Origin of the sequence: Bdellovibrio sp. SKB1291214 (assembly GCF_002209355.2) — a bacterium.
Taxonomy (GTDB): Bacteria; Bdellovibrionota; Bdellovibrionia; order Bdellovibrionales; family Bdellovibrionaceae; genus Bdellovibrio.
This window is the reverse complement of the sequence record NZ_CP106855.1, coordinates 2,378,215-2,394,683: the sequence shown is the minus strand read 5'-3', so window position 1 is coordinate 2,394,683 and position 16,469 is coordinate 2,378,215. Positions and strand designations below refer to the sequence as shown.

The window sequence follows — 16,469 nt, the reverse complement described above, 5'->3', positions numbered from 1 at the left end:
CAAATTTTATTAAAGTTGATGCGCCACGACGGCAAGAGATAAATTTCCTGCAGTCTTCCCTTTGGCACCTACACCGTACTCTGTCTCTTGATTTTCCGGCGCGAAAAGCTGAGTGCGCTCAGATACTTTCTGCTTACCACGAACACGCTTCGTCACTGTCACATCCATATACAATCCCGCTTTGCTGTTTTGTTGGGATTTGCGAGCCATCACTTCGACGATGGTTTCGTTTTGTCCGTCGTCAGAAAATTCGCTGATATATGCTTTTTTGCCAGATTTCGTAACCGTGTTAATAGAAATAGGAGCAGAACCCTTAAGGCCCACACGCATGTTTAATTTATATTGAGGAACCGCGGCGAATGCCGACGTTGAAATAAAAATGGAAACGGCAGCCATGCCAATTAAAAATTGAGTCATTGAGAACACATCCTTGTGTACGTAGAAGTCGCAATCCGAGCCACTTCTAACAAAAGCATGAGGGAGTTTTTTTCCTAAAGCAAGTTCGACGTTTGACGCTGGACGGACAGACTTTTTTAACTGTGAGGACTGTTGCTTGAGTATCCTTCCAATAAAACTTCAATGGCTGATACATCAGCGCGCAACGGGATCAGGCGCTTTTTTATTTCAGCCTGTTCACTTTGCTTTAAAGAATCGTAACTGCGACGACTCGAAAACTTCCACGCAGGGTGCTGAGTGCAAAGAGCGAGTTTTTTCTTTAACGACTCGAGTTCTGTTTGGAAAAGTTCCGAACATTGAGAGATCTCAGCCAGCGTCAGGTCATTCAACTGCCCGAGCTCCGCCAAACACAGCAGCTCGAGTCGCTTTAATGCCGCGGCGTCACCTTCTTGATAAGCGATTTGCGCTCTTTGCCATTTAACTGAGGCCCATTGTTGGTATTCTACGGTTTCATCCACAAGTCGATCAGGATGAAGCAGACGAGCGAGCTTGCTATAAACCATGCGCAGTTCCGAATCGGCATCATCTCGATCATTTTCAGAAATCACTTTTTGCCAAAACTTTTTTAGATGCAGTGGCATATTATGAAGATACCGTTGCTGATAACTAGCATCGGCACTTTTCCAAAGCCTTCCTAAGAGATCCCAGTCGCCGCATTTTATGGTGATCTGCAAACTTTCTTTAAACAGACGGTATCCAGCATTTGGAACCGCAAGATGCTGTTCGATCTTTTGATTATCAATACCGCTAAGATAATGATAGACCGAGCGCGCAGTCCTCTTCAGTCCGCTTAAGGCAGAATTATCCTTAAAAAAGATCTCGGAAAAATCCACGCGCTCAGCCGGCTCATCGTGTTTTTTCGAAACTCCCGGTAAAGCTTGAGCATAAGCTTGAGTCGCTGATTCATACCTGGTTTTTCGCAAGTTATCGATGACGTACTTCCAAGTGTCGTCGCCGCACTGATACTGACCTTCTTCTTCTTTAAGCATGGCGTAAGCTTCCTTGGGAGAAACACTGGAAGTCGCTGCGACATAATTAAGATGTATTTGAAAGGTGTGCAGAATTTTTTGGCGTTTTTCGAGTGCCTCAATTTCTTGCAGCTCTTCCCGAAAAGTCAGCTTACGCCAGTCGTGATACATCATTTGATCACACAAAATAAAATCGGAGTGGTCTTTCTCGAGTTTGCGGATTTTCTTGATGATGAGGTTCGAAGTCGAAAACAGGTTCGTGCGGATTTTTTGATCATCCGCTTTTTGTATTTCATGTTGCATAAGGTTCGAGCTTTTAACACGTCAAAGGAACACTCAGAATCAAAAACCATTTTCTGCTAAATCAATCCGCAGCGAGCGCTTAATGCGTGTGCAGTTTCTACGAGTGAGACTTTATTGTGCTGAATAACTAAGCGAACAGAGATGAATTATTACGCAATTACGCGATGGAGGCCAAAGCAGCGGGACCATGCTCCCGTAGAAGCTCTTGCTTCATAGGGCGATTGTCAGGCCAAACTAAAGATGGATCTTTTCTGAGAACTTCGAAGGCCGCTTCACGGGCTTGCTGAAGCAATTCCATATCCCGCACTAAGTTTGCCATTTTAAAGCCCGGCAATCCAGATTGTCGAGTGCCCATGAATTCACCCGGGCCACGCATTTCTAAATCGAATTCAGAAATTTTAAATCCATCCGTGGTTTTTTCCATGAATTCCGTGCGCAGTTTTCCTTCTTCAGAAACGGCATAGCCCATTATCAAAATACAGAAAGACTTGTGTTCTCCCCGCCCCACACGGCCACGCAGCTGATGCAGCTGTGACAATCCGAAGCGCTCAGCATGCTCGATGATCATGATGTTGGCATTAGGAACGTCGACACCGACCTCAATAACCGTCGTGGAAACCAGAACTTGAATTTCGTGACGACGGAATTGATTCATCACTGCTTCTTTTTCGTCGGGTTTCATTTTTCCGTGCAACAATCCGAAGGTCACTTTGGGAAATTGGACTTTAAGCTTTTCGTATTCTTCGACGGCGTTTTTCAAATCGATTTTTTCAGATTCTTCTACGAGCGGATAAACGAAATAGGCTTGGCGACCCTTTTGTAACTGCTCCAGCATGAATTGCAAAGCTTGAGAGCGTTTGTTTTCAAAAATCGCGCGGGTTTGAATAGGGCTGCGTCCTGGCGGCATTTCATCAATAATTGAAACATCCAAATCACCATAGACCGTCATCGCCAATGTTCTTGGAATCGGAGTGGCGGTCATCACTAGGAAATGAGGAGAATTGCCTTTGGTTTTCAAAATACCACGTTGCTCGACACCGAAACGATGTTGTTCGTCAATGATCACCAAACCTAAGCTTCTAAATTTCACATCCGCTTCGATCAAAGCGTGGGTACCGATGATTAAATCAACATTTCCCGCCTCAAGATCCGCCAACGTTTCACGGCGTTCCGCAGCTTTGGTTTTACCAACTAACAGGGCCAACCGAATACCCAGAGGTTCTAATACTTTGACAGCGTTTTTATAATGCTGTTCTGCTAAAATTTCTGTCGGCGCCATTAAGCAAGATTGAAATCCACTTTCGGCTGCATAAACTGCCGCCATAAAGCTGACCAAAGTTTTACCACTGCCCACATCCCCTTGCACCAAGCGATGCATGGGATGACCTTTTTCCAAATCCGCTTTGATTTCTGCAAATACGCGTTTTTGTGCCCCGGTTAATGGAAATGGCAGAGACTTTTCCAAAGCTTGATATTTTTCCCCCGCATTTTGAATCAGAGGGGCTGCTTCTTTTTGAAAACCAGTTTTCTTCGCTGCTAAAAAGAGCTCGAGCCAAAAGAACTCTTCAAAGATCAAACGGCGTTGCGCCTCACTTTTAAACTGAGTGTATTCTTGAGCTTTGGCTGGATTGGGATGATGCATCTCCATCAACGCGTCTTTGCGCGGTTTCAGATTGTATTTTTCCCGCATCCATTTGGGCAAAGTCTCTTCGGGCCACTCTTCGATTTGCTGAAGGCCCAAGCGGATCAACTTCATAATCTTAGCTGTGGCTAAGCCCTCGATCTCTGTATAAAGCGGAATCAATGCATCTTGGTTTTCTTCCTCGGGGTCGATGTCTCGAATATCGGGATGATGAAATTCAATACGGCCACGGTATTCTGTGACCTTACCGACAACGCGCACTTCAGAAAAAGGTTTGAAGCGCTCGAAATAACCCTTATAAGGAACACGGAAGTATTTGCAGTGAATTTGGCCAGAGGCATCACGCACAACAACGTCGTACATTTTTCTTGATGAGCGTCCCATGTTCACGCCGTGAACGGAAACGACTGTGGCCTTGATACTCACGATATCATCGGGTCTGAGGCTTGCGATATTGCGCGCAGCACGCTGGTCTTCGAAGGCTCGCGGATAGAACTCAAAAAGATCGCGCAAGGTCTTTAAACCTTTACGTGCGAACAGGTCCCCCAATTTTGGGCCTACTCCTTTTAAGTACATGATTTGAGAATCGAGACGAAGAGCCATGGCCCCGTCAGTATTGCGGAATTCTATCTTAAGTCAATGTCAGTTGCGGCTCTGCCACTGAGTTTTTACTTCCTCGGCGCCAACTACAGACATCTGAACTAATAACGCGCTTACGATGAGCGTACTTTTGGTACGCAGCGAGTTGTATGAGGTGTATCCGTGCAGCCCTGCGACGGATTTTAAATATTCCTCGCGGCTTAAACTGGCTTTTTCGATGTCAGCAATGGCCGAGGATTTCGCCTGATTACTGAGCTTTTTATTCGCACGAATGGACTCGATGGCTTTTTTGCGCACATCCAAGGGAACAGACTGAATGATATCCCACTGCGCACTCATCGCTTCAAATTCCGCCTGCAAACGGGATGTGACACCGTGGGGTCTTTCTAATTTTTTTAGCTTTTGCTCAAGGGCGTTTGCAAACTGACGAATCAATCCGGTTTTATACGGATACTGAGCCACATGTTCCAACTCATGGGCAATTGTCATGACGCGACTTAAGGGATCTGCCGCAAGTTCCAAGCCCACAGACATTTTTTGCGTGTATATGTTGTAGTAAGCTTCCGAACCCTTCATTGGCTGAATATCAGCGATGACTTTGTCAGCCAACTCTTTGACTTCTTTCTCCATGGCAGAGCTTCTAAATTCATAATATTTATCAAACAGTGCCTGAGATTTTTGTTCGTAACTTAATTTCGGATCAGCCCAAATGGGATTCATCACCGCTTTTAATTTTTCAGCATCAATTGATGAACTTTTCATGACTTTCGAACGAATGTAGTCGTCCTTGATTGCGGACCTAACCATGGTCCTTTCGTCAGACATCTTCATCAATGCAGCGATCTTTTTCATTCGCAAAAGTGATACAGATGCCGCCAAGGGATCAAGAACCGTTGCCAGTGCATAACAGCGTGCTTCCCACACCACCTCTGGATCAAAACACGTCGTGTTTTCAATCCCCGCAGCAGTCATCATTTCTTCGATCAATTGATCCACACTTCTTTTAGGTAAAGCGGGATTTCCTGACCAGGGTTCAATGAACACGTCGGCAGAGTTTTTGCCCTTAGCCCGTTCGCGAAGTTTTTCTTGCAGTTTGCGATACAAAGTTTTTGCGCTGTACCCGTTCAGGTAAACTTGATTAACCACATCCTGGGAGTTTAAACCCTTGGTGTTAGGACTGCCTACTATTTCTTCGGGTGTGAACAAATCCGCATAGGGACCCAGCATCTGTAGTTTACATTCAGCCGTGGTGCACGCTTTGAAAAAATCTTCACGGGCTTTGGTTTCAGGAGAGATGTTGGAACTGCCCACCACAAAGTCGATAGCACCTTTCACTAAATCCACCGAAGAATTCCACACCCCCGCCGAACAAGATGCCGCGTAATCTTTTATTTTTCCCGGGCTTGAGCAAATCTTAATTGGATCACAACTGCGAGCTTTTTCTAGGGCCTGAGGATGAACTTTAAACCACTGATCACAACGGGCCTTCTTCATTTGTTCTTGGCAAGAACTCACCACATTTTTCAAAGAAGCTTTTTCTGCTACCATTTCTTGACTGGAGATTTTCAGACAAGAAATAATCTGCGCCTGCGCAACCATCGGCACTGAGAAAGCACACAGCAGACTAAAGACAATTGTAGCGGTCCATTTCATACAGAACTGTTCGGATTTCTTGAAATAGTTCGATAGAGAAAACTTATTGAGGATATAGGCTTTCTCTGTCGACTCAGATTGGTACTTTCCGAGCGACATTCGCGCCCTCAATCTAGACCAAGGACTTAAGTTAAAAACCGATGCGGATTTAATTCCTAAGCATCTGTGTTCATGGCAGAATTTCCCTATGACCGATAGCCAATATTTCCGCATTCGTCTTGCTACTTTACGTCCTGACAAAATCACTAGCTTCGACATTTTTGTCGCAGTGGATGGCAAGTATATTTTGTATCTTCGCGCCGGGGATAAAATCTCTGATGGCAAGATCACACGCCTGCACTCTCGCGATACGGGTGACTCATTCTTTGTTCGTATGGAAGATAAGCAGACGTACCGTGACTGGGTCAAAGAGGAAATGAACTCTGATAAGCTAGATCCTTTCGAGAAAGCAAAAATCCTTCGTGAATCTTCGGTCGCTTTGATGGAAGATCTTTTTGAAAACCCTGATGTCAACAAAGCCCTTGATGAATCACGGCCTATCATCACAGACTTTATCGACCTTATGGAGAATGCTCCCGAGGCGATGGGCTTTATGATCTCCCTTTCCGGTCATGACTTTTACACTTACAACCACTCCCTGGACGTCAGTATCTACTCGTTGGGTTTAGGTAAGGCTATGGGGTACAACCCTAAAGAGCTGGAAGAACTGGGTGTGGGTGCTCTTTTCCATGACATTGGTAAACGCAATGTAAGTCTTGATATTCTTTGCAAAAAAGGCGGACTGACTGATGCTGAGTGGGAGCAAATGAAAATGCATCCTCAGTATGGTCTAGTTATCTTGAACAACCACCCTAACATCTCAGACGCCATTAAAGCCGCCTGCTTTGAGCACCATGAGTCCTGGTCTGGGAACGGTTATCCCCAACAATTGATGGGGGACGAGATTCATCCATTTGCTCGAATTGTGGCAATCACCGATACCTATGATGCCATGACAACTCAACGCTCATATAATGTGCCACTTAAGCCGATAGATGCAGTGACAATGATGAAAGAGAAGCTGGCGGGTCGATATGATCCCGACATGCTTAAGGCACTGTACTCTGTACTGTTTAAGATAAAGGCTGCATAAGAAAATGAAAAAGGTCCTGCATTCAATCGCGTTGGTAGCACTTGTTCCACTTATCGCATTGGCGTTAGAGCCGACGAATCCTCCCGGGATTTGCGATCGTTTTACGAGTGAAAAAGACGCCGAACAATGTCGCGAAAAAGTTCAAAAAAACGAAAACGTGGATTGGTATGCAGTGACAGTGTGTAACTTGCAAAAAGAAGACACTCAGTTCTGGAAATGTTGGGATTCTATTCAAGGCCAAGCCTTTAACCCTTCTGCTCTGGATAAATGCGGTGAGGAAACTGAAATGTCTGACACCCAACGTTTCGAGTGTGTGACTTCAGCCCGTTCGGATCGCAAACCGGCCTCTCAACAAGCCCGGTTCCAGTCTCTCACGATCAAAAAGAGCAAATAGTCCATTCGACAAGCTAACTTGAAGAAGCCAGAATTCACTCTCTGGCTTTTTTTATTTTGATTTGAACCCTGCAGTGAGTGTCAAAATTTGTGACACTCCAGCAAGTTTTTCTTTTCCTCTGACGACTCCTCCCAAGTCTGCGAATCCTTTGATAAAAGATATATCGATGAAAACCTGGGGTCTGTTGCTTAAATCCATTCTGATTGCTTCTTCACTTTCCGGTTGCGGCTACGCGATGGAAGAGATGGGTTTATTTAAAACCGGCGACATCATTTTGAAAACACCCAAGGTGAATGAGTTTTCCGAGTCGCTGATCGACTATTACATCGTTAACAAAACCTCCCTTCGCACGTGCCTGGACTGCCATACCTCGAAAGCTCCGGTGCTAGACACTGAAGAGAGCGTGTATGACAATCGCGATGACATCATGGCGACAGTTGAATCTGGCGATATGCCTCCTCGTCATAAGGGATACCTATCTCTGAGTGCCTGTGAATTACAAATCTTACGTTCGTACTTTGATAACAAAACGAATAATCGCGCGGCACAACGTGTGAAGGAGCTTCCCGAGTGCAGTTCTGCGACTGCGCCCGCGCCGACTCCAGCGCCGACGGTTACTCCTTCCCCAACGGTGACACCAACTCCGCCGACGACTCAGCCAGGTCCTCCGGGGCCTCCAGGCGCACCGCCGGCGCCGCCGAAACCACCAGGCCCTCCAGGCCCTCCGCCTCCTCCACCGACAAATCCTCCGGGCAGTGGAACAAACCCAACACCGACGCCGACCCCGCAGCCGGACTTGGGGCAGTTGGAACTGAGTTTTAAAAATCTGCGCATGGCTTTCTTTGATGCGAAATGTTTGAGCTGCCACAGTGATTTGTCAAAACGCCCTAAGGATCCACGCCTGGATTCAGTCGCGCGCATTGTGGAAGCTAAAGATATGTATGATAAGCCGATCGTTACACCACGAAGTGGTGTCGATAGTTTCTTGTATAAAATCACAGTTCCCGGTCTTACTGACAGTATTATGCCGCCGGCTCGGTTGAATATGCCGCTGACGGCTGCCGAAGCGGATTATCTAAAACGCTGGATCGACGCAGGAATGCCAGAGTAACGTCTGGCATATTTGTTCCTTCACAATTACCTGAATCTTGAGCTGCGGCTTTTCAAATTGCTCCTAAAATGGAGCCATGAACAAAAAGCGTTTACCTTGGTGGATATGGGTTTTGTGTTTCGGTATTTTCCATATCAATACCCATCTTAGTCTGAACTATATTGCCACGACGGGCGCATCCTTCGTGAATTTTCCCGTGGCGTTTGCAATTCCCATGACTCTTTGGTGGGGACCCGGGGTTCTTATTCCACTTTTTCTAAACGCCACGCTGACAGCCCCTATGTGGGGAGTCACCAACCCCCTGCTTTTTCCCTTAAACGCATTACCGGAAACTTTGCACGTGGCCCTGTCATGGATCTTAGTTAAAGAGCGCTTTAAAATGGATGGTTGGAGTTCATCTCCGAAAGGCATTTCACTCTACACCTTATATGGGATTATCATCCCTTCAGTCCTTCTTTCGATCGGTGTACAAGGCATCCTTTTAGGAGCAGGACAAATCAATCGCGAGCAATTTGTTTGGACCAGTGTCTTAAGTCTTATCGGAAATTTCATGAGCGGTGTCGTCCTATCACTGCCCTTACTGATTTTGCTGTCACCGTGGCTTGATAAAAAACGTCTATCGAAATTTCCAGCTGAGTATGTGGAAATGCGCTGGTTCTATCATCTTTCGAAAAAAGAAAAAATCGTGATGGCCTCTTTGCTGGCGATCAGCTTGGGACTGAGTCTTAAACTTCCTTTATCACAGTCGTGGTACGCCTATGGGATCGTCGTGCTATTCTGCGCAAGCTGGTACGGTTTAAAAACGGCGATTTTCGTGAACACATGGGTCGCCTTCTTGGCCTTGGCCATGCCTATCTTGATGGGAAATCCCTGGCCTCAGGATTTCTCGGCAGTTCAAACACCCGCCACACTTTTAACTCTTTGTTTTTCAGCCTTGATGGCCGGCGCTGCGGTGTCGGGACTTACTGATAAGGTGGATCGCTTGCGGGACACGGAGCAAGAATTAAAATCCGCCAAAGAACAGGCCGAAGAGGCCTCGCGTGCAAAATCTGATTTCCTGGCTCGCATGAGTCATGAGATTCGTACACCTTTAAATTCCGTCCTGGGAATGCTGGAGCTATTAAAAGAAACCAATCTCTCCAAAGATCAAGAGCGTTATCTGACTTTATTCAGTCATGCTGGAGAAAACCTCAAAGCGTTGATCAACGACTTATTAGATTTTTCCAAAATCGAAGCCAAAGCCCTTTCCATCGAAAGCATCACTTACAATCTTCATAGCACCGTCCGTTCCGTGTTTGAAATTCTGCAAATCAAAGCGGAAGAAAAAGGTTTGAACTTTCAACTGCACATAGATGAAAATGTCCCCCTCTATCAACGTGGGGATCCCACTCGCTTGCGCCAGGTCTTATTCAACCTCATTGGTAACGCATTAAAATTCACGGAAGAAGGTGAAGTCGATATTCACGTGGGGATTGAAAACATCGCCCATCCCCATCCCTATCTGGTTTTAGAAATACGCGACACAGGCATCGGTATCCCCCGCGATAAGCAAAGCAGCTTGTTCTCTCCTTTTTATCAAGCTGAAGAGGGTACCACTCGCCGTTACGGCGGAACCGGCTTGGGTTTAGTTATTTCAAAAAACTTGGTGGAGATCATGGGTGGCCGTCTTGAATTGCGCAGCCTTGCCGGTCGTGGCACGACGTTTCGAATCGTCTTGCCTCACCAACCTGAAGAGGTCACTACAACCGAAGTTAAAACAACTGCGGTGGTTAATCTAAACCAACAGTTTGCAGGCAGAACCTTAAATCTTTTGCTGGTGGATGACTCTCAAGACAACCGACTGTTGATGACTCACTATCTAAAAACGCAGCCTTTTAATTTAACGGAAGCTGTGAATGGTAAAGAAGCCGTTGATAAATTCAAAGAAGGAAAATTTGATCTGGTATTCATGGACATGCAAATGCCTATCATGTCGGGATATAAAGCGACGGAATTGATCCGCCATTTTGAAAAAGAAAATAAAAAAGGTCACACACCGATTGTGGCTTTGACGGCAACAGCCGTATTGGAAGATCTGCAGCGAGCTTTGGTCGCTGGCTGCGATATGTACATGGTAAAACCGGTGAAGAAATCAGAGGTCTTACAGACCCTGTCTCACATCCTGACGACGAAAGAGCCTACGAGCGACGCTCCCAGGACACCCGACTCGGGAATGACACCGCGGAGTAGACCCTCTGAACCACCATCCTTGAATATGTGAACTTGAAGATCACGACGAACTCGTTTTTTATCTTTGAGTTCCTGGTAAAAAGACTGCTCCTGGGCCAAGTCCGCAAACGCGCAGACGATTCGGAAATCCGAATCGATCGGTCGATGATATTCAATCACGCCCTTGGCAATCACGATATTTTCCGTGTCGATTTGATAGTGTTTCAAGCCTGCCAACACTAAAGCGTAAGCACTTAAAACTCCCGTTGCATACAGGCTGCCACCAAAAGCTGTGCCCTTGTGATTCAGATTTTTTTGAAGGTCGACTTTTAAAACCACGCGATGGGAATTAAGTGTTTCCACGGTGATTCCCAAGTGCTCATAAAGTTTAATATTATCTGAAAGGATTTTAATTAGATCTTGAGAGTTTACTTCCACTGCTCATAGCCCCCGGCAAAATTCACACTTTGACGGAAACCCATTTCACGAAGAGCATAAGTCACAGCTCCGGAACGCACCCCATGGTTGCTGATCAACATCACGATTTTGTCCTTAGTGATGCCCTTAGATTCTAACTTTTTTTCGATATCTTTTTTCACAGAATTGTCTTCGTTAAAGAACTCTTTCCATTCAAGCTGAACCACCGGCGCTTTGACGTTCTTATACTTCGTCAAATTATTGATGCCGTATTCGGCCGATGCACGCACATCCAAAATAACCACTTTGCCTTTGGCATCGTTAAAGTTCATTCCGAATAATGAGCTGACCGGAAGATCCATGGACTTTTTGTTTTTCTTTTTCCCCGTCATTTTCAAGGGAGAAAGTGTTTGAGTCGCATAGGCTTTAAAGTTGCGAGCATCAATGAACAGGGATTCATCAACAACAGGCTTCCAGATAGGCTTATTCTTGACCAAAGGCTCATCACCTTTAGGGTTCATGGCGCGAGCGACTGTGTGCAAAGCTGTGTGAACGTTCTTTACCCCCAAAACATTCAAGGTCCAAGCAATACGACCCTCTTCTCCGTTGCCCAAGTTACCCTTACCCAAAATCACGACCTTTGAGTCCGGATCAATACCGATCAAAGCCAGTCTGCGAGCAATCGCAAAAAGATCTTCCTGCAAAACCCCACGAGAATTCGGATCTTGAGAAGAGAAATCCTCCCAACGAACATTGATAGCCCCCGGCACATGGGAAAGATTAAAATCAAACGGCGCCCGAACATCCAGAATAACAGGACTTCCATCCATCAACTTTTCAGGAGCACCAACCACACCCTGTTCAGATGTTATTTTCGTAGGTTTCGTCTGACATGCGACGAAGGCAAGAAGAACAATCAACGCACCAAGAATATTTCTCATAAGAACTCCTAAAAAGACTAACTTCAGGTGGTCATCAAGGTACCAGATGCTAGGCGCAAGGAGGAAGGCGTACTCCCTGTACGCCGACGACGAAGCAACGACGTCAGCTGGTGCCTTGAGGGCCGCCTCCACCCGTTACTTAGTTATCCTCATGGTCGGAAAGAAAATAATATCGCGGATCGAAGGACGATCCGTCAGGATCATCACGATACGCTCAATTCCCAGCCCCACGCCACCTGTCGGCGGCATCCCGGCATCGATCGCCAACAAGAAGTCTTCATCCATCGGATGAGCCTCTTCATCCGTCCCACGAGCAGCTTCTTGTTCTTTCAAACGTGCTAACTGATCTTCAGGATCGTTCAACTCAGAGTATGAATTCCCGATTTCCATGCACGCCGCAAACGGTTCGAAACGCTCTACCAGACGATCATCTTTACGATGGATCTTTGTCAGTGGAGAAATTTCTTTGGGATGATCCATAACGAATGTTGGCTGGAACAAGTGCTGTTCTGCTGTAAGTTCGAACAACTCCATGATCATTTCACCGCGCTTACCTGGAGCATCCAAGTCACCGCCCATTTTGTTAACAGCTTCGAACAATTCTTGGTCCGTTGCCTTGTCTGGATCGATCTTCGCGTATTCGCGAACACCATCATGAACAGTCAAACGTCTCCATGGAGGCGTGAAATCGATTTCTTTCCCTTGGTAAGAAACCTTCATGCTGCCAGTGATTTTCAATGCCAATTGAGAAACAAGTTCCTCGAATTGATTCATTTGATAGTTGTAGTCTGTGTAAGCTTCATAGAACTCAAGCAAAGAGAACTCTGGATTGTGAGTTCTGTCGATACCTTCGTTACGGAAGTTTTTAGAGATTTCGTAAACTTTCTCGAAGCCGCCCACCAAGAGACGTTTCAAGTAAAGTTCAGGGGAAATTCTCATGTAAAGCTTCATATCCAAAGCTTTGTGGTGAGTTGTGAATGGCGTCGCAGCTGCACCACCATAGATGGGCTGAAGCGTTGGAGTTTCCACTTCCATAAAACCGCGAGAGTCCAAGAATCTGCGGATTTCAGAAATAATTTTAGAACGAGTTTCGAAAACTTTACGAGAATCCGCGTCCGTCATTAGATCCAAATGTCTGTGACGGTATTTGATTTCGATATCTTGCACGCCGTGAAATTTCTCTGGCAATGGTTCGATCGATTTCGTCAAGATTTCAAAGTGTTTTAGGTAAATGGAGAATTCACCTTTTTGAGATTTGAAAACGTAACCTTCGACACCCACAATGTCGCCTAGGTCCACCAAATCAAAAGCGGCTTTTTCTTTTTCTGCCAACTCTTCCGTTTTTACGTAAACTTGCACAGTTCCGGATTGATCCTGAACGTTGAAGAAACAAGCCTTACCCATCGCACGCAAAGTCATCAAACGACCTGCGACACGGTATACAGATTCAGGCTTTTTTTCGCCTGCTTGCAAACCAGCAGCGTGCTTTTCAACGATCTCTTTGATCGCTGTTTTATTTTCGAACGAATATGGATAAGGATTAATGCCCTTCTCGCGAAGAGCATGCAATTTTTTACGTTTTTCCGCGCGCAGCGCGTTTTCTTGAATCGACATATTTTTCCAAATACCTAAATTAATGACTAAAGTTTTTTACCAGCAAATGCTTCCATAACACCGTGAAGAAGAGCGATGGACTCTTTCTTAGGACGTTGGAACGCATTACGGCCCATGATTGAACCAAAGCCTCCGCCTTGACCCATCTCTTGAACTTCTTTCAGAAGCTCTTCTGTGCCTTTCGCTTCGCCACCCGAGAAGATCACGATGCGTTTACCGTTGAAGCAAGATTGAACAACGTGACGGATACGATCAGTCATTGTTGATACTTTGATACCTTGTTCAGCGTAAACTTTTGCAGCCGCTGCTTGTTCAATGTGTGCTGTTGGAGGTTTAACTTTAATGATGTGCGCACCCAATTGAGCTGCGATGTGAGCCGCGTAAGCGATCACGTCGATAGCTTGTTCACCTTCTTTAGAAAGTTGCTCACCACGAGGGTAAGACCAGATGATCACGACAAGGCCCGCTTGTTTTGCCAAGCGAGCTGCTTCTGCGATTTCTTCGTACATTTGCTTACGTTCCGCAGAACCAGGGTAAACTGTGAAACCAATACCCACGCAACCCAGTCTTAAAGCATCGTCGATGTAAGACGTCACTGCAGAGATAGGCGCTTTGCTGCCCCAAAGAGATTCAGAGTTGTTGATTTTCAAGATCAATGGAATTTCGCCGGCATAGTCACGAGCAATAGCTTCAATGAAACCAAGCGGTGCTGCGTAAGCGTTGCAACCAGATTCGATCGCAAGTTCCACGTGGTAGTTAGGATCGTAGCCATCTGGATTTTTTGCAAAAGAACGAGCTGGACCGTGCTCAAAGCCTTGATCCACCGGCAAGATAACCATCTTACCCGTACCAGCCAATTTACCGTGATTCATAATGCGAGCCAGGTTCGTCAATACGCCTGGGTTGTCAGCTCCGTACCAGTTCAAAATCTCTCTAACTCTTGGTGTCATGTGTGCTCCAGAAAATGATGAAAAATGTGAATACTCAGTTAATTAGCGGGCTCAACGTTAGTGAACTTTCTAGGGATAATCAAGCGTGGACATCATGGCGAGCATCGCAGCAATTTCCTTTCCAAAGCGGATTCTGTGGTATACTGTGGGCATCGATTTTTCCCTTGAGGTGAATATGAGCACGCAAAGAGTTTCTTTCGAAGCTACTCCCAATCCAGCAACCATGAAGTTCCTTCTGCATACGAAAGTGGCAGACGTGGGCTTTGATTGCCCAACTGCGCAAGACGCAGACTCATCACCTTTAGCTTCGAAAATTTTTGGTTTCCCTTGGACGAGCTCCGTTTACGTGGGCACTGATTTCATTACCGTGACTAAGCAAGACTGGGTTGACTGGGAGTTGCTGGCGTCCCCTTTGACGGGGTTGATCCAAGAACATATGGACAACAAAGAACCCGTGGTTGTGCAAATCGTGAAACATACAGACGTTGACGATCCAAACGACTCCCCACTGGTGCGTAATATTAAATCTGTTTTGAACCGCGAAATTCGTCCTGTTGTAGCTCTTGATGGCGGTGACATTGTTTTCAATAAGTACGAGGACAACAAACTTTACATCCACATGCGTGGAGCATGCGCAGGCTGCCCTTCTTCTCAGGCAACGCTGAAAGATGGCATCGAAGTTCGCATGAAAGAATTGTTCCCGGAAATCCATGAAGTTCTTGCGATCTGAGACCGTCAACGAGTCTAAACTTTTACTAAAACTTGCGGGCCCTATTATCATTGGACAGCTAGGTCAAAACTTGATCCAGCTGGCTGACACCGTCATGGTGGGCCACTTGGGGCCGGTGGCCTTGGGTGCGTCTGCGTTTGCTAGCAGCGTGTTCATCGTCTTTTTGATTTTCGGTCTGGGAATGCTAGCGCCGATGACGGCGATGTTTGCTCATGCTCAAGGTCAGGAAGACCATCCGCGCGGCGGGACTCTGCTGGGACACAGCCTCCTGGTAGCATTGGGTATCGGTGTGGTTTTAACGTCCGTCTTAATGGGTCTTTTGCCCTACCTGCATATTTTTGGGCAACGAGCTGAGGTATTAGAAGCCGGGGCCGCATTTTATCAAGTGATCACCTGGTCGATCATTCCATCATTGATTTATCAAGCCTACAAACAATTCACCGATGGCTTGGGTCGCACCAAAGTCGCGATGTATGTGATGTTGGCAGGTGTTGTGATTAATGTGGTGGGCAACTATTTATTGATTAACGGCCATTATGGCTTTCCTAAATTGGGGCTGGTGGGAGCAGCATGGGCGTCTTTGGCTGCACGTGTTTTGATGATGCTGACCATGATCTGTTATGTGCATTTTCATCCGCAATTCAAAAAACATTTGGTAAATCCTTGGCTGCGCTCCTTTGACAAACAGACTCTGCAAAACATCATCCGCTTGGGAATTCCCAGCGGCTTTACGTTCTTTTTCGAAGTGGGTGCCTTTGCTTCGTGTGCGGTGATGATGGGATGGTTTGGCGCCATTCCATTGGCTGCCCACCAAATTGCCTTAAGTCTTGCCAGTACCAGCTTCATGGTCACCATGGGTATCGGGATTTCATCGAGCATTCGAGTAGGCTTTGAATTAGGCCGAGGCGATTACAAGATGGCTCGTCATGCGGGCCTCACGGCCATCCTTTTGGGAGGCGCCTATATGACTTTGTGTGGCTTGGGCTTCTTTGTCCTGCGCCACTGGCTTCCGACTTTCTATGTAAGTGATCCTGATGTTATTGCTTGGGCTGCTCAATTCTTTGTCGTGGTCGCTTTATTCGAGATCTTTGACGGGGTCCAGGCAGTCGCGATCGGTGCACTTCGTGGTATGAGTGATACGCAATGGCCAGGGGTCATCGCGTTTTTCGCCTATTGGATTATGGGACTGCCCGGCGGCTATTACCTTGCCTTTCATCTAGGAGTGGGTCCAATTGGTATATGGATAGGACTTTTGATAGGCCTCATATTCGCCTCCATACTTCTCACCTATAGATTTCATCGTCTCAGTCAGAGATTTATCAGTTAGGTCCACTTCAGTAAGTATTGGAA

Annotated in this window: 14 protein-coding genes; 6 read left to right on the top strand and 8 right to left on the bottom strand. The window is 46.2% G+C overall.

Features of this window, described 5'->3' with window-relative positions; all coding sequences use genetic code 11:
- Nucleotides 1-9: 9 nt before the first annotated feature.
- From B9G69_RS11775 to B9G69_RS11760, 4 genes are all read right to left on the bottom strand, one after another.
- The gene (locus B9G69_RS11775; RefSeq protein ID WP_254916702.1) at nucleotides 10-417 is read right to left on the bottom strand and encodes a hypothetical protein; all 408 of its coding nucleotides are present in this window, start codon (nucleotides 415-417) and stop codon (nucleotides 10-12) included.
- A gap of 116 nt (nucleotides 418-533) precedes the next feature.
- Nucleotides 534-1,727, bottom strand: a complete 1,194-nt coding sequence (locus B9G69_RS11770; protein WP_088613943.1) for a hypothetical protein — start codon at nucleotides 1,725-1,727, stop codon at nucleotides 534-536.
- Nucleotides 1,728-1,884: 157 nt separating this feature from the next.
- Nucleotides 1,885-3,972 carry an ATP-dependent DNA helicase RecG gene (gene recG, locus B9G69_RS11765; protein WP_088613944.1) on the bottom strand — a complete coding sequence of 696 codons (2,088 nt, stop codon included), beginning with the start codon at nucleotides 3,970-3,972 and terminating at the stop codon, nucleotides 1,885-1,887.
- A gap of 39 nt (nucleotides 3,973-4,011) precedes the next feature.
- Complete coding sequence (locus tag B9G69_RS11760; protein WP_217897635.1) at nucleotides 4,012-5,622, bottom strand: hypothetical protein; 1,611 nt, start codon at nucleotides 5,620-5,622, stop codon at nucleotides 4,012-4,014.
- 187 nt (nucleotides 5,623-5,809) lie between these two features.
- Here B9G69_RS11760 and B9G69_RS11755 point away from each other — a divergent pair, with 187 nt between their 5' ends.
- The 4 genes from B9G69_RS11755 (at nucleotide 5,810) to B9G69_RS11740 (ending at nucleotide 10,519) form a co-directional block, all read left to right on the top strand.
- Nucleotides 5,810-6,754, top strand: coding sequence for an HD-GYP domain-containing protein (locus B9G69_RS11755; RefSeq protein ID WP_088613946.1), 945 nt, complete (start codon nucleotides 5,810-5,812; stop codon nucleotides 6,752-6,754).
- A gap of 4 nt (nucleotides 6,755-6,758) precedes the next feature.
- Entirely contained in the window at nucleotides 6,759-7,148 is a 390-nt protein-coding gene (locus tag B9G69_RS11750; protein ID WP_088613947.1) for a hypothetical protein, read from the top strand.
- 166 nt (nucleotides 7,149-7,314) lie between these two features.
- A complete protein-coding gene (locus B9G69_RS11745) occupies nucleotides 7,315-8,259 on the top strand; it encodes a hypothetical protein (protein WP_141096841.1) in 945 nt (314 codons plus the stop codon).
- 76 nt (nucleotides 8,260-8,335) lie between these two features.
- The gene (locus B9G69_RS11740; RefSeq protein ID WP_088613950.1) at nucleotides 8,336-10,519 is read left to right on the top strand and encodes an ATP-binding protein; all 2,184 of its coding nucleotides are present in this window, start codon (nucleotides 8,336-8,338) and stop codon (nucleotides 10,517-10,519) included.
- Here B9G69_RS11740 and B9G69_RS11735 read toward each other — a convergent pair.
- The 4 genes from B9G69_RS11735 to B9G69_RS11720 form a co-directional block, all read right to left on the bottom strand.
- Entirely contained in the window at nucleotides 10,414-10,905 is a 492-nt protein-coding gene (locus B9G69_RS11735) for a YiiD C-terminal domain-containing protein (RefSeq protein ID WP_088613951.1), read from the bottom strand. The genes B9G69_RS11740 and B9G69_RS11735 overlap by 106 nt on opposite strands.
- Nucleotides 10,896-11,825, bottom strand: a complete 930-nt coding sequence (locus tag B9G69_RS11730) for a sulfurtransferase (RefSeq protein WP_088613952.1) — start codon at nucleotides 11,823-11,825, stop codon at nucleotides 10,896-10,898. Before B9G69_RS11730 ends, B9G69_RS11735 begins: the two co-directional genes overlap by 10 nt.
- 135 nt (nucleotides 11,826-11,960) lie before the next feature.
- Entirely contained in the window at nucleotides 11,961-13,439 is a 1,479-nt protein-coding gene (lysS, locus tag B9G69_RS11725) for a lysine--tRNA ligase (RefSeq protein ID WP_088613953.1), read from the bottom strand.
- Nucleotides 13,440-13,465: 26 nt separating this feature from the next.
- The gene (locus tag B9G69_RS11720) at nucleotides 13,466-14,389 is read right to left on the bottom strand and encodes a class I fructose-bisphosphate aldolase (protein ID WP_265437760.1); all 924 of its coding nucleotides are present in this window, start codon (nucleotides 14,387-14,389) and stop codon (nucleotides 13,466-13,468) included.
- A 175-nt stretch (nucleotides 14,390-14,564) separates the two neighbouring features.
- Between B9G69_RS11720 and B9G69_RS11715 the strand changes: the two genes are divergently transcribed.
- Entirely contained in the window at nucleotides 14,565-15,119 is a 555-nt protein-coding gene (locus B9G69_RS11715; protein ID WP_254916703.1) for a NifU family protein, read from the top strand.
- Nucleotides 15,100-16,446: an MATE family efflux transporter gene (locus tag B9G69_RS11710; RefSeq protein ID WP_088613955.1), complete on the top strand. Its 1,347-nt coding sequence runs from the start codon at nucleotides 15,100-15,102 to the stop codon at nucleotides 16,444-16,446. The genes B9G69_RS11715 and B9G69_RS11710 overlap by 20 nt, the downstream gene beginning before the upstream one ends.
- Nucleotides 16,447-16,469 lie beyond the last annotated feature (23 nt).